Source organism: Nesterenkonia populi, assembly GCF_007994735.1.
Taxonomy (GTDB): Bacteria; Actinomycetota; Actinomycetes; order Actinomycetales; family Micrococcaceae; genus Nesterenkonia; species Nesterenkonia populi.
The window spans coordinates 2116115-2129254 of sequence record NZ_VOIL01000001.1 but is presented as its reverse complement, the minus strand read 5'-3'; the positions used below and the strand labels follow the sequence as shown (position 1 = coordinate 2129254).

The following is a 13140-nucleotide window of genomic DNA, read 5'->3' as shown; positions in this document are numbered from 1 at the left end:
GGGCTGAGAGAGCTCATGGACTTCCTTTCATGCGGGACGGTGAGAGTCTAGCTGGATGCAATTGGTGGGTCCGTTAGCGACGCTCAGGGCCAATAGCGGGAGGGCAACTTTATACCTGCCATTCAGGACTCGACCGTATAGTCCCTAGGATGATCTTCAAACGTGGCGTCTCTAGCTCTGAGGTGGACAGTTTGCGTGAAGAAATTGCTTCCTTGCGTGAGGAGGTTGCCACGCTGAGGAGGCAGAACATCAAGATGCCGGACCGAGTGGCAGATGCGGTGCAGCCCGTCGTTGAGCTCAGTAAGCTGTCCTCGGCGCTCCTGCCTCCTGTGTCCTTCGGCGGTTATTCGCTCACCTCGTCCGCGGCCCTCAAATTGGTCCGTACGGTTGTTGAAAGGCGCCCTCGGAATATTCTGGAGTTCGGCACGGGGCAGTCCACAGCGTGGATGGCAAGGCTTCTGGCGGATGTGGGTTATGGGCGTCTCGTTTCGCTGGAGGATGACCCGGAGTACTACGAGTCGATAGGTAAGGAGCTGGAGAGTCTTCCTGGTTTTGGCCATCTGGAGCTCAGACTGGCCGGGCTTAAGCCGCTGGAGAGCGGGGAGCTGTGGTACGACCCGTCCACACTTGAAGACATAGCTGACGTCGACTTTCTCGTCATTGATGGACCTTCGGACCGTTCCGCGAGGCGGCCTACGTTTGAGCAGGTGGTCTCCAAATTGGTGCCTGGCTGCGACATCCTGATCGACGATGTCCACACGCCTGACATGAAAAAGCTTGTCGGAGAGTGGTTGGAGGATCATCCGCTAGATGTCGTTGATGCAAATTGGCGGCGCGAGCGATTGCTCCATCTCAGGTTGCAGAACTGAGTAATCGGAGCCGCTACCAGTACTTCTACCTGTAGAGGTGAGGAGCTTCGTCGCGGAGGTAAGAGTCGAGGATCGGGGCGAGCGTTTCGACGTACTGATTTGAGAGATGGCTAGCGTCTCGATAGACGACCACGTTGCCTACGACAGCAGAACAAACGCCATCCGGGCAAATGTGAGGGATCATGTCGACGACATAGATGCCCTCTGGCATGTCCTTCATGTCCAACGGGTTGTTTTCCTGATAAGCACCGAAATTGGGTCCGCATTCCTCAGGAGAGCTCCGGGATGCCAGACAGTCCGGGACGTCCGAAGCGGGGCGGGTAATTCCCCTGAGGAGCAACAGTTCTGTGTCAGAGTTCACAATTTCTTCCCACCTGTCCGGCGCGTCTTTCGCAATGTGCTCGGGGTGGTCAGGACCAAATGAGGCGGTGCCGGGCGTGACTACTAAGTCTGGCTGCCGCTCCTCCAAGGTCTCCATGAAGTTGAGCTGCCATTCATGACATTTGTCAGTCTCCGGGTCAGTGGCGGACCCGAACCTGCAACCGTTCTTGTCGGCTACCAGCAACTCCCAGTCGTGCTGTTCCGCGAGCACTGAGAAGGCCGCGTGCCAGTGCCCAGCGTGAGATCCTCCCGCCAGCATGACAGTTGCTGCAGGGTCGTCAGGTTCATCCGGATCCTCACATACTAGGACCTCTCCCATGTGTGACTCGTCGCCGCGCCCCTGGCTGCAGCCCCAGTCGCGGTACTCCGGAAAATCGCCGGATACAACTTCTGGGGAAGGATAGAAGTCCACGTCGCTCGGCGCCTCACCAGCGTCTTCCAGTGTTACCGCCGCGCCAGGATATGTTTCTCTATCCACGCTAGACATGGCATATCCCTCGGGAACGTCTACGTGTGTATGGGAGATCAGAGCCGTTGAGCCAACCCCGCCGAGCACGAGGGCGCTGGCTGCTAGCGCCAGGGGTAGCCTGTTGCCGCGCCGCTTCGGCTGCGCCAGCGGCTTCTCCATAAAGCGCAGGGTCAGTCCGGCAAGCACCAGGGAGATCGTCAGCACGATGGTGCCGCTGCGGGGGCCGACGTGGTCGGCGTCGCGCAGCTGAAGCCAGAAGATCAGGACAGGCCAATGCCACAGGTACAGCCCGTAGGCGATCCCGCCCAGCCAGCCGAAAGGACGGGTCGACAGCACGCGGGCCGCGGAGAATCGCGACTGCTCACTGGTCTCACCAGGACGGGTGGCTGCCAGCACCAGCGCCAGCCCGGCCAGCGGCCACAGCGCCCACGGCCCCGGGAAGAGCTCGGCGCCGTCCAGGAAGAAGCCGCACAGCACGATCAGAGCAAACCCTGCCCAGCCCGCAGGCATCCGCAGCGGCCTCGGCAGGGTGAGGCGCGCTCCCAGGAGAGCCAGCAGGCCCCCGAAGGCCAGTTCCCACATTCGGGTGCTCGTCATCAGGTATGCCTCTTCCTGATGCACCCCGCCCATGTGGATCGCCCACACGAAAGAGCCGGCGAACACCAGGCCCACGAAGACGGCCATCACTCCGGCGGCAGAGCGCCGCAGCACCCTTGCCAGCAGGACCGCCAAAACGGCGACGATCGGCCAGATCAGATAGAACTGCCCCTGCACCGACAGTGACCAAAAATGCTGGAACGGGCTGGAATCAGGGCCTGCTGCCTCATAGGACAGCTGCGAGCTGATCAGCTCAAAATTCTCGAAGTACAGCAGAGAGGCTCGAGCCTCGCGGAAAAGCTGATGGTGCTGCGTGGAGGGAAGGACGAAGTAGCCGACCACTGCCGTGACCACGACGACCAGGGCCGCCGGCGGGATGATGCGACGGGCCAGCCGCCCGAAGTATCGGCCCAGACGGATCATGCCGCCGTTCTCCGCCGCCTCACGCAGCAGCATCGCGGTGAAGAGGAAGCCCGTGATCGCCAAGAAGATGTCGATGCCGCCCGACACCCGGCCGTCGCCGAACAGGTGGAAGAGCACCACCCCCAGGATCGCCAGGCCCCGGACGCCGTGAAGCTCCGGGCGGTAGGAGCGTTCCGGCAGGCCGCTGAGCAGCTTCGACTGTTTCTCGCGCAAGGGCATGGGGCAGGAAGGACTCTCTGGGAGGTAACCGTTCGAACAGGGCGGCCGAGAAGGCCGACACATTCTACATAGAAGTAGACTCTGAGCCGGACACCATAGGGCAGACTAGAGCCCGTGCATCTGAAGACGCTGACTGTGCGCGGGTTCAAGTCCTTCGCCTCCGCCACCACCTTCGAGTTCGAGCCCGGGGTGACCGCCGTCGTCGGCCCCAACGGTTCGGGCAAGTCCAACGTAGTGGACGCGCTCTCCTGGGTGATGGGGGAGCAGGGCGCCAAATCCCTCCGCGGCGGATCCATGGAAGATGTCATCTTCGCCGGCACCGCAGAACGCCAGCCCCTCGGCCGGGCCTCCGTCAGCCTGACCATCGACAACACCGACGGCGCCCTGCCCATCGACTACTCCGAAGTCACGATCTCCCGGACCATGTTCCGCACCGGAGGCTCCGAATACACCATCAACGGGTCCTCCGCCCGCCTCCTCGACATCCAGGAGCTCCTCTCCGACTCCGGGCTCGGCCGCGAGATGCACGTCATCGTCGGCCAGGGCCAGCTGGACCAGATCCTCCACGCCACCCCCGAGCAGCGGCGCGGATTCATCGAAGAAGCCGCCGGAGTCCTCAAGCACCGGCGCCGCCGCGAACGGTCCGTCCGCAAACTGGACAACATGCAGGGCAACCTCGACCGACTCGAAGACCTCATCTCCGAAACCTCCCGGCAGCTCGCACCCCTGGGCCGCCAGGCCAAGGTCGCTCGACGCGCCCAACGCATCCAGCACGACCTGCGCGACGCTCTGTCCCGCCTCATCGCCGACGATCTCGTCCAAGCCGCCACCGCCCTCTCCGCCTCCAGCCAAGGCGAACAGTCAGACATCGACGCCGCCGAGAGGCTCCGCACCGAGCTCGAAGCCCAAGACCGCACCATCCGCACCCTCACCGACCAAGCTGAGGACGCGCGCACCCTCACCGAGAGACTCTCCGCCGGCCACCACCAGCTCGCCCAAGTCCAAGAACGCCTCCGCTCCGTCGCATCCCTCGCCGCAGAGCGCGCCACCAGCCTCGCCGCCTCCGCCGTCGTCGACTACAGCGGCTCGCGCGACCCCCAGCAGATGCGCGCTCAAGCCGAACAGGTCACCGCAGAAGCCGCCGAGCAGAAAGCACAGGTCGACGACGCCGCATCCCATCTCGAACAGCTCGGCACCACCCGCGCCGCAGCGGAGAAGGCACTTGCCGACGAAGAGAGCCGCATCACCGAGCAGCTGCGCGCCGCAGCCGACAAACGCGCAGGACTCGCGACCCTCCGCGGACGCATCGACACCGTCCACGGACGCATCGAAGCCGCCCAGCAGCGCCGCGACCGGGCCCAAGCCCAGCGCCAAGCCGACCAGACCGCCCTCGAGTCCTCTGCCGCAGACCTCCAAGACCTCCGGCAGCGCAGCGAAGACGCCGGTGCCGGAGGAGCTGAGCTCGCCGAAGCACACCAAGCGGCCCGCGCCGAGCAGCAGAAGCACAAGGACACCCACGAGCAGAGGCTCGCCGCAGCCCGGCAGCTGGAAATCGCCGTCTCCGAACACCGCGCCCGGCTCTCCGGACTCGAAGCAGCGCTCGCCGCCGCCGACCAAGCCGTCACCCTCGAAGACCCCGGCGCCGCCTTCAGCCTCGACATCATCCAAGCCAGCCCGGACCGGGAGGCCCAGCTGCGAGAAGCGCTCGCCGAGACTGTGCTCGTCGGGGACGCCGGCTTCGGCGAGGACCTTGTCACCCGGGGCGACGCAGCCGCCGCCCTCACCCTCGGCAAAGCCGTCATCAAAGACGGCGAACGGATCCGAGGCAGCGCAGGCGAAAGCGTCGAAGGCTCCCTCGCCGAACAGATCGAACGCCTCAAGGAGCAGATCGAAGACACCCAGGCCGAGCTCGAAGCCGCCCAAGCTGCCGCCGCGCAGAGCGCCGAAACTCTCAAAGCGGCAGAGCAGCGCACCTCTGATGCCCAGCAGGAGCACCAGGCCAATGAGGCCGCCATCGCCTCCACCTCAGAGCAGCTCCAGCGGCTCACCGCCGAAGTCGAGCGCGCCCGCGAACGCATCGAAGCTTCCCAGAAAGAGATTGACGACGCCGAAGCCTCCATCACTGAGCTGCAGGCCCAGAAGGAAGAGCTCGCCGCCCGCCTCCAGGCCGCCGAGTCCGACGAGGTGATCGAAGACCCATCCACCGAGGAGCGTGACCGGCTCAGCGGCGAAGCAGCTGCACGCCGTCGTGAAGAAGTCGACGCCCGGCTCGCGCTGCGCGCCGCCGAGGAGCAGCACAAGCAGCTGCTCGAACGGGCGGCCGCACTCCGACGCCAAGCCCAGCAGGAGGAGCACCGGCGCGAACAGGCCCAGCAGGCCGCCGCCGCTCGGGAGAGGAAATCCCAGGCAGCCGAGGAAGTCCGGGCCGAGGCTGAGGGAGCCGTCGAGCAGCTCACCGGACAGCTCGCACAGGCCCAGGACGCCATGACGTCCGCCCAGCACCACCACCAGCGGCTCACCGCCGAGGCCGAGCAGCGGCGCTCCGCGCGCGGCAAGCAGGCCGCGGAGCTGGACGAGGTCACCGCGCGCCTGCACGCCGCAGAGGTCAGGCAGACCGAGCTGCGCCTCGCCTTGGAGGCCGCAGAGGCCCGGGCGGACGAAGAGCTCAGCCTCACTGCCGAATACCTCATCGAGCACTACGGTCCCGACCAGGCTGTGCCTGACTGGGAGTCCGAGCCAGGCGAGGAGGAGGATGAGCCGGAAGGCCGCCCCTATGCGCGTTCCGAGCAGGAGGCACGGCTCACCCAAGCCCGCAAGGATCTCAAAGCGCTGGGAAAGGTCAACCCGCTCGCTCTCGAGGAGCACTCCGCGCTGGAAGAGCGCCATACCTATCTCCAGGGCCAGCTCGCCGACCTGAAGAAGTCTCGGCAGGACCTGCTCAGCATCATCCGCGACGTCGACGCCACCGTGGAGAAGGTCTTTGCCGAAGCCTTCGCCGACACCAAAGAGCAGTTCGAGCGTGTCTTCGCCCGGCTCTTCCCCGGCGGCGAGGGGCGCATCGAGCTCACCAACCCGGAAGACATGCTCACCACCGGGATCGAAGTCCACGCCCGTCCGCCCGGCAAACGCATCCGGCGGCTCTCCCTGCTCTCCGGAGGCGAACGGTCCCTCACCGCCGTCGCGCTGCTCGTCGCGATCTTCAAAGCCCGACCCAGCCCTTTCTACGTGATGGACGAGGTCGAAGCCGCCCTGGACGACACCAACCTGTCCCGGCTGCTGGTGATCTTCGAGGAGCTGCGCGAATCCGCCCAGCTGATCGTCATCACCCACCAGAAACGCACCATGGAGATCGCCGACGCCCTCTACGGAGTCTCCATGCGGCAGGACGGCTCCACCCGGGTCATCTCCCAACGACTGCGCGAGGCCGAGCCGGCCCCCGGCTGAGCCCTGCCGCGCCTCGCCCGGGAACAGGACGCCGACACCGGGCGTTGGACATGTTCTGTGACTGCCGGTGAACAGAAAGCCAGGACGCCCATCCCCTCAGAGCTGAAGGTGATGATCGTCTCGGCGTTCATCATCGCCATCGGCTTCGGCATCGTCTCACCAATCCTGCCGCAGTACGCCTCCGACTTCGGCGTCTCCGCCATGGCCGTCTCCGCGGTGGTCTCCGCCTTCGGCCTCTTCCGGCTGCTGTTCGCCCCCGCTTCCGGCAAACTCACCCACGCGCTCGGGGAGACCCCCGTCTACGTCATCGGGCTGCTGATCGTCGCCGTCTCCATGATCGCCACCGCATATGCGCCCACCTACGAGCTGCTGCTGGCCTTCCGAGCCGTCGGCGGCATCGGCTCCACCTTCTTCACCGTGGCCGCGATGACCTTCCTCGCCCGCAAGTCCCCGCCGCACATCCGCGGCCGGGTCATGGGCGCCTACGCCTCCGCCTTCCTCATCGGCAACATCGCTGGTCCTCTCCTCGGCTCCGCACTGCTGGTCTTCGGCCAGCGGGGGCCCTTCCTCGTCTACGGAGCCGCCCTCGTCGCAGCCGCCGGCGTCGTCTTCTTCATGCTGCGGAAGTCCCGGCTCGAAGACCGCAAGAACAAGGACGAACGTGAGCGGGCCTCCGTGGCGGAGTCGTGGCGGCACGGCAGCTACCGGGCGGCGCTGGCCTCCGGGTTCGCCAACGGGTGGGCCACCTTCGGGCTCCGGAACTCCGTGGTCCCGCTCTTCGCCGCCTCCGCGTTCGTCGGAACCGGGTGGTTCATCGACTCTGCCCAGCTTGCCGGCGTCGCCCTGGCCTGCTTCGCCGCCGGCAACGTCGCCATCGTCCTCACCTTGGCCAAGCGCTCGGACGAGTGGGGCCGCCGCCTGCCCATGATCGTCGGGCTGCTGGTTGCAGGTGCGGCCACCGGAACTCTCGGCCTCGCGCCCGAGCCCTGGGTGCTTCTCGCCCTCAGCCTCATCGCCGGAGCCGGCACCGGGCTCATCGTCCCCGCCCAGCAGGCAGCCCTCGGCGACATCGTGGGGGAGGGGCGCAACGGGGGCACCGTCATCTCCACCTTCCAGATGGTCCAAGACCTCGGCGCCATCATCGGCCCGCTGCTCGCCGGGCTGCTGGTGGACCAGTTCGGCTATGCGTGGGCGTTCGGCCTCAGCGGCCTCATCCTCATGCTCGCCGCCGGTGCCTGGTCCCTTGCGCCTGAGACTCTCGCCAGCAAGCAGCCGGCCGCTCAGCAGACGCCGCCCACGTCGTAGGCAGCTGAGACGCATCGCAGAGCACGTGCACAGAGAAAGGGGCGGGCCCCAGCATGATGCTGGAGCCCGCCCCTCCTCCGATGAGGTGACGTGCCTACCGCGAGATCATCGAGTCTCGGCGGGAAGCTCCTCAGCGGCGGCGTAGGCCGGGCCGCCGTGAGCGACGACGTCGATGCCGGCATCCTCAACCTCGGGCGCCACACGGAACCCGATGGTCTTGTGGATGACCATGCCGATGATGAAGGTCGCCACGAAGGTGAAGACCAGGGTGACCACACAGGCGACCAGCTGGGCGCCCAGCAGGGCGAACTCGCCGTCCAGCAGCACAGAGCCGCGGCCGTCGCCGATCAGCTCGGCGCGGCCGAACAGGGCGATCGCAATGGTGCCCCACAGGCCGGCGACGAAGTGCAGGCCGACGACGTCCAGGGTGTCGTCGTACTTGCCCCACTTGAAGTCCACCGCGAAGCAGCAGATCACACCGGCCACCAGGCCCAGGACGATTGCGCCCATGGGGCTGACGAACGCCACAGCGGGGGTGATGCCGACCAGACCAGCAACAATGCCGGAGGCAGCGCCCACAGCAGAAGGCTTCTTGCCGCGGACAGCCTCAGTGATCAGCCACGCGACCAGAGCAGCAGCCGGAGCCAGGATGGTGTTGATGACGTTCAGGCCGGACTCATCCGGGAAAGCAGCCTCGCCGACGTTGAAGCCGAACCAGCCGAACCAGAGGATGGATGCGCCCAGCAGAACCAGGGGCAGAGAGTGCGGGGTGGCGCGGTCCAGCTTGTCGAAGCCGCGACGGGGGCCGATGACCAGAGCCAGGGCCAGAGCAGCCAGACCAGCGCACATGTGGACGACCAGGCCGCCGGCGAAGTCAACAGCCTCACCCACAGCGTCACCGATGAGGCCGCCCTCAACGAGCAGGCCGCCGTCGCCCCACACCCAGTGGGCCAGGGGAGCGTAGACCAGAGTCAGCCAGACCGGGACGAAGATCATCCATGCGGAGAACTTCGCACGGTCCGCGATCGCCCCGGAGATCAGCGCAGTGGTGATGATCGCGAAGGTCGCACCGAACCCGACCTCCACCAGGGCGGACGGGTCCGTGTCGAAGGTGTCGTACAGGGCGAAGCCGCCGGGGATGCCGAACAGGCCGCCGGCTGCCGATTCTCCGAAGGAGATCCCGTCAGCCCACAGGGCCCAGGTGATCGCCACCAGCCCGATCGCGGCAAAGCTCATCATCATCATGTTGATGACCGACTTCGTCTGCGTCAGGCCGCCGTAGAACAGCGCCAGGCCAGGGGTCATGAACAGAACGAGCGCCGTGGCCACAAGCAGCCACAACGGCTCGAACAGACCAGTGAGGTCCTCGATGCCTTCCAGATATTCCATATGTCCCTCCAGGAAACATCACTCACCGATGGCTCTCACCGGTGCGAGCTGACAACCATCCTGGTGGGCCTGTGTTTCACCCCAACGGCTCTTATGTTTCCGGAGGGTTAACTTTCTCCTGAGAAAAGCGATTCCTGTTCAGATTCGGCTGGTGTCTTGCCGGTGATGAGCCAGTTGTGGGAGACACCGGTGGCTGTGGCCCAGTTCTTCAGCAGCATGGGGGAGGGGTTGGAGTTGCCACGCTCGGCGTTGGTGATGGTGTTCTTGCTGGCACCAGTGGCTAGTGCAAGCTCGGCGTTGGTCATTCCGGCGTGACGGCGAGCGATGAGAAGTCGGTCTGCAAGGGTCAGTTCTGGAACTGTCGAAGGACCTGGACGAGTGAGGGTTTCAGCCATGTCCACAAGTATGGGATATATCCCATCCGATCACCAGGGGAAAACCTTAAAGGAGCCTGTGAGAAAGTGCGCCCAAGGTTGGATTTATCCAAAAGTTGGGTTATTGTTGCTTCGTAGGGCGGAGAGGCCGCCTGTGTGACGTTGGGAGACATGGTGAGGCAGACGGGCATGATTGATCGGACCGATTACAGCACCTATTGCCAGTACACGATCAAGGATCAGATGGGTGGGGTTCTTGGCTTCTATACCCAGGGCCATGGAGAGGATGTTGTTGTCACCGATGGTGGCTATGTCTTCGAGGATGGGCCGGTCTTCGCGATTGCGGCGATCCTGAATGATGCGGGTGTTCCTGATCTGGCGCTGCGGCCGGGGGTTATCAGGCAGGCAATTATCTGAGCTTCTGTTACAGTGGGAAATATCCAAGTACTGAGTTAAGACGAAGAACTTGGATTGTCCCCCATAGATACAGGTGTAGAGGGTCGGTTCCGGATGAGCGACGGGACCGGCCCTCTTTCTGTGGGTTCGCTCATTAGTCGCTCGGTGAGGAGTCCGTTGTGGCTCAGGTTTCGTCTTGGAGTGTTGTTTCTGGTCGGTTGAGGGCGTTGTGCTGTCCTCGGCATCAGGGTGCGGTTCGTGGTCGGGGTTGGATTGTGATGTCTGCGGAGACTCCGCAGCCGTGGAGTGGTCGTCGTCCTTGGCTGCCGTTCATGGAAGAGGTTCACACGCTCTGTGATGGCACAGAGGTGAATCGGTCGGCTGCGTTGGTGCCTGGTCAGCAGGATGAGAAGGTCGCGCAGCGGGAGAATTTTGAGGCGATGCGTGCGGCTGCTTGGGAGTCGGGTTATCTGGTGTGGCCGTTGCCTGCTGCGCGGCCTCGGCGTGTGGTGTCGTCGGCTGTGGTTGGTGAGCAGCTGAGCATCTTCGATTTTCTGGACGCCTGATGGGTGACGTGGTTCCCGTGTCGTCTGGGAGTGTTTGGGCTCGTAGCGGCCACGCATTGGCCGCCCCTGCCCCGCTGGGAGGCTCGGCCGTGCCTGGTGGCCCCTCGGCTGCTTGTGCTGACGGGACGCCGTCAGGAACGATCCTGGGGCTTATTGGCCCCAATCAGGCTCGTCCCGGCTCCATCCACTCCTCTTTGCCCCTTCCCGTCTTCTCGGGTGGGGGCTTTTTCGTGCTCGGCCGGGTGGCCGGGTGTGGGCGACCCCCGTCTAGTAACACGGGGGTTGCACCCCCCAACTTCTATTCACTTGATGTCGTTTGGTGTCAGTTGGTGAGTCGATGAGGTTCGATGCCTATATGTGTTCGATCAACGATGTGCCGGAGCGTGTGGGGCATCTCTTGGAGCGCAGGCTCGGGGGTGTGTTTCAGGCGTGCAAGCCGCTGCTTGGCTATCAGGCGGGTTTCGAGCTGATGAGGGATGGGTCTCGGGTCTGTCATCTGCTCTATGGGGGTAATGGGGGTAGGCCTCACGTGCGTGCTCAGGGTGAGGATTCCCACGAGCTTGCTATGGCGATCAGGGAGCTCTGGCCGGATGCTCATTGGGTCACCCGTGCTGACGCTGCGCAGGACTTCGATGATGGTGAAGGCACCTGGGAGAAGCTCGCTGAGGCAGGTCGCCGCTTCGCTGAGGAGTACAGCCTGAACACGGATCAGCGCGGAGACTGGCTGCGGGATGATGTGAAGGGCCTGGGCCGGACGCTGTATATCGGCTCTCCTCGCTCGCCGTTCTATGTGCGGATCTATGAGAAGGGCAAGCAGGTGAACAAGTACATGGCTGAGCAGGGTGGTACTGCCCGGATGTCAGAGACTCTGGTGCGTGTGGAGTGTGAGGCTAAGCCGGGAAAGTTGGCGCGTGAGAAGGCGGCGAGCATGTCACCGGAGGAGCTGTGGGGTCTGTCGAACTGGGGTCAAGTCTTCTGCTTAGACGTGTTCGGTGTGGTGGTGGAGAAGGTCAACACCTGGAAGAGGGAGGCCTCTGATCTGGATATCACTCTGGGGTGGATGCGGCACCAGTACGGGGACACCTTGCAGCAGAAGCGTGAGGAGCTGGGGTGTGACTTCGAGTTCGCGGAATGGCTGCTTGTGCAGCTTGATCGGAAGTCTCAGGCGTCGGCGGAGGGTTCGAGTCTGAGGCCTGCGTTGTCTTAACACAATGGGAAAAATCAAAAAATGGCGCTTGGGCGCTGTATTGTGTTCTGTACAGCCTCCATTTAGGAATAGATGCTATGGAGCGAATTTAGAGAACTGGAGAGATGCATGGCTGTTGTGAACGTGAGTCCGTATGTGCTGGTGGGTGGTGAGGTTCAGTCTGTGAACCCGGTTGCTCGGAAGGCTGATGGGCAGCTGTTGTTCCATGTGGTGCTTTTGCGGCAGCAGCATGGTGGTCAGATTGAGGTGCAGGTGTGGGACAACAAGGATCGGCCTGATCTTCCTGAGGTCGGGGAGTTCTGGGCGGCTGATTGCGGGATGCAGGAATCGCCGGACTTCGGGGCCTCTCTGCGGTGGGCAGGTCATCCTCAGAACGCTATCCACGGGTTTGCACAGCAGCTCGAACTGGCTTGATGCGTCGTGGAATCACCGGCTGCGGAAGAGGTGACTGAGGGTGATCTTCAACCTGATGAGGGCGGTGTTGAGTCTGCGGAGCCTTCTGCGGAGCCTGGGCCGGATTCTGGGCCGGTAGACGATGAGCCTGCTGATGAGGAACCGGATGAGGACGCGGAGCCGGAAGGGGATGCCTCGTCTGGGTCTGGGGAGTCGGGTGGCGATTCTGAGGGTCTGGTGGCTCCGGAGGAGTTCTATTCGGATGTGCATGAGCAGTTGGAGCGGATGGGGGCGCTGATGGAGGCCAGTTTCGCGGTGGAGGTCGTTGGTACGGCTGTGATTGTGCTGCTGCTGGGTCTTATGGCGATTGTGCCGTTGGTGAGGCATTAGTGGTCATGAGCGTGCTGGGCCTGGTCTTGGCGATGGGTCTTCTGATTGGGCTGATGTTCGATCTGTCGGAGCTGTTGGTGAAGGAGGTGGACAAGCTCAATGAGTGAGTTGGTGTTCTTTCTTGCGGCTGCGGTGGGTGTGGTCCGGGTCTGGCAGGTGTTTGTGGGGCTGGTATGGAGCTTCTAACTGAGGATTCCGCTCTTCTCGCTACTGAGGGGATGCGGTGGATTGTCACGGCTGCTGCGGCGGGTGTGGTGATCGGTCTGGTGTTCGCGTTGACGTGTGTTGAGAGGAGGTGAAAATGATGGGTTTCGTTGAGTATCTCTTTGGTTGGACGCTTCTGCTGTCCAATGGGATCAGCATTGGGGACGCGGCAGATTCTGCGGTCGATAACATCACTTCCGAGCTTTCCTCGGTGGTGCCTACTGCTCTGACGGTGGGTGCGGCGCTGCTGGCGGTGTTCATTGGCTGGAACGTGCTGCGTCGTCTGGTCAAGTCTTCTGGCTGATGCTGGTTCCTTGATGAGGTCGTTGGTCCGGGTGTCACAGTGTTCTGCTGGTGAACGATGCCTCTGTGGTGCCCGGACTGGCGTCTCAATTCTTTAGTCTTGATAGTTGTGGTGGCCTCGGATGTCACGCCCTTGGGTCTCGCGCCCTACCCGTTCTCGGTGGGACTTGGGGGTGAGTGTTTCCCGGGGCCACCCTCTTTTTCTGAGGTG

12 protein-coding genes are annotated in these 13140 nt (G+C 63.7%); 9 read left to right on the top strand and 3 right to left on the bottom strand.

Features of this window, described 5'->3' with window-relative positions; translation table 11 throughout:
- The first annotated feature begins 149 nt into the window (after positions 1–149).
- Complete coding sequence (locus FWJ47_RS09880) at positions 150–869, top strand: class I SAM-dependent methyltransferase (RefSeq protein ID WP_147107571.1); 720 nt, start codon at positions 150–152, stop codon at positions 867–869.
- 25 nt (positions 870–894) lie between these two features.
- Here FWJ47_RS09880 and FWJ47_RS09875 read toward each other — a convergent pair whose 3' ends face one another.
- On the bottom strand, positions 895–2958 hold the full coding sequence (locus FWJ47_RS09875) for an acyltransferase family protein (protein WP_170228549.1): 2064 nt from the start codon (positions 2956–2958) through the stop codon (positions 895–897).
- Positions 2959–3072: 114 nt separating this feature from the next.
- Here FWJ47_RS09875 and FWJ47_RS09870 point away from each other — a divergent pair, with 114 nt between their 5' ends.
- Positions 3073–6402 carry a chromosome segregation SMC family protein gene (locus FWJ47_RS09870; RefSeq protein WP_147107565.1) on the top strand — a complete coding sequence of 1110 codons (3330 nt, stop codon included), beginning with the start codon at positions 3073–3075 and terminating at the stop codon, positions 6400–6402.
- Between the two features lie 57 nt (positions 6403–6459).
- Positions 6460–7707: an MFS transporter gene (locus FWJ47_RS09865; RefSeq protein ID WP_246126259.1), complete on the top strand. Its 1248-nt coding sequence runs from the start codon at positions 6460–6462 to the stop codon at positions 7705–7707.
- A gap of 105 nt (positions 7708–7812) precedes the next feature.
- On the opposite strand, the gene FWJ47_RS09860 is transcribed toward FWJ47_RS09865, so the two are convergent.
- Positions 7813–9096, bottom strand: a complete 1284-nt coding sequence (locus FWJ47_RS09860) for an ammonium transporter (protein ID WP_147107563.1) — start codon at positions 9094–9096, stop codon at positions 7813–7815.
- Between the two features lie 107 nt (positions 9097–9203).
- Positions 9204–9491, bottom strand: a complete 288-nt coding sequence (locus FWJ47_RS09855) for a helix-turn-helix domain-containing protein (protein ID WP_147107560.1) — start codon at positions 9489–9491, stop codon at positions 9204–9206.
- A gap of 168 nt (positions 9492–9659) precedes the next feature.
- On the opposite strand from FWJ47_RS09855, the gene FWJ47_RS09850 reads away from it, so the two are divergent.
- From FWJ47_RS09850 to FWJ47_RS09830, 6 genes are all read left to right on the top strand, one after another.
- Positions 9660–9887, top strand: coding sequence for a hypothetical protein (locus FWJ47_RS09850; RefSeq protein WP_147107556.1), 228 nt, complete (start codon positions 9660–9662; stop codon positions 9885–9887).
- 311 nt (positions 9888–10198) lie between these two features.
- Complete coding sequence (locus tag FWJ47_RS09845) at positions 10199–10432, top strand: hypothetical protein (protein WP_147107552.1); 234 nt, start codon at positions 10199–10201, stop codon at positions 10430–10432.
- A gap of 529 nt (positions 10433–10961) precedes the next feature.
- Positions 10962–11639: a replication initiation factor domain-containing protein gene (locus FWJ47_RS09840; RefSeq protein WP_170228548.1), complete on the top strand. Its 678-nt coding sequence runs from the start codon at positions 10962–10964 to the stop codon at positions 11637–11639.
- Positions 11640–11747: 108 nt separating this feature from the next.
- Positions 11748–12053 (top strand): hypothetical protein, encoded by a 306-nt coding sequence (locus FWJ47_RS09835; protein WP_147107546.1) that lies wholly within the window; start codon positions 11748–11750, stop codon positions 12051–12053.
- 243 nt (positions 12054–12296) lie between these two features.
- Positions 12297–12422, top strand: a complete 126-nt coding sequence (locus tag FWJ47_RS12355; protein ID WP_281289243.1) for a hypothetical protein — start codon at positions 12297–12299, stop codon at positions 12420–12422.
- A gap of 301 nt (positions 12423–12723) precedes the next feature.
- Positions 12724–12930: a hypothetical protein gene (locus FWJ47_RS09830; RefSeq protein WP_147107543.1), complete on the top strand. Its 207-nt coding sequence runs from the start codon at positions 12724–12726 to the stop codon at positions 12928–12930.
- Positions 12931–13140 lie beyond the last annotated feature (210 nt).

Bases quoted from the DNA above. Each gene is read 5' to 3' on its own strand.
- FWJ47_RS09880 (WP_147107571.1), top strand. From the start codon at position 150: ATGATCTTCAAACGTGGCGTCTCTAGCTCTGAGGTGGACAGTTTGCGT.
- FWJ47_RS09875 (WP_170228549.1), bottom strand. From the start codon at position 2,958: ATGCCCTTGCGCGAGAAACAGTCGAAGCTGCTCAGCGGCCTGCCGGAA.
- FWJ47_RS09860 (WP_147107563.1), bottom strand. From the start codon at position 9,096: ATGGAATATCTGGAAGGCATCGAGGACCTCACTGGTCTGTTCGAGCCG.
- FWJ47_RS09855 (WP_147107560.1), bottom strand. From the start codon at position 9,491: ATGGCTGAAACCCTCACTCGTCCAGGTCCTTCGACAGTTCCAGAACTG.
- FWJ47_RS09850 (WP_147107556.1), top strand. From the start codon at position 9,660: ATGATTGATCGGACCGATTACAGCACCTATTGCCAGTACACGATCAAG.
- FWJ47_RS09845 (WP_147107552.1), top strand. From the start codon at position 10,199: ATGGAAGAGGTTCACACGCTCTGTGATGGCACAGAGGTGAATCGGTCG.
- FWJ47_RS09835 (WP_147107546.1), top strand. From the start codon at position 11,748: ATGGCTGTTGTGAACGTGAGTCCGTATGTGCTGGTGGGTGGTGAGGTT.
- FWJ47_RS09830 (WP_147107543.1), top strand. From the start codon at position 12,724: ATGATGGGTTTCGTTGAGTATCTCTTTGGTTGGACGCTTCTGCTGTCC.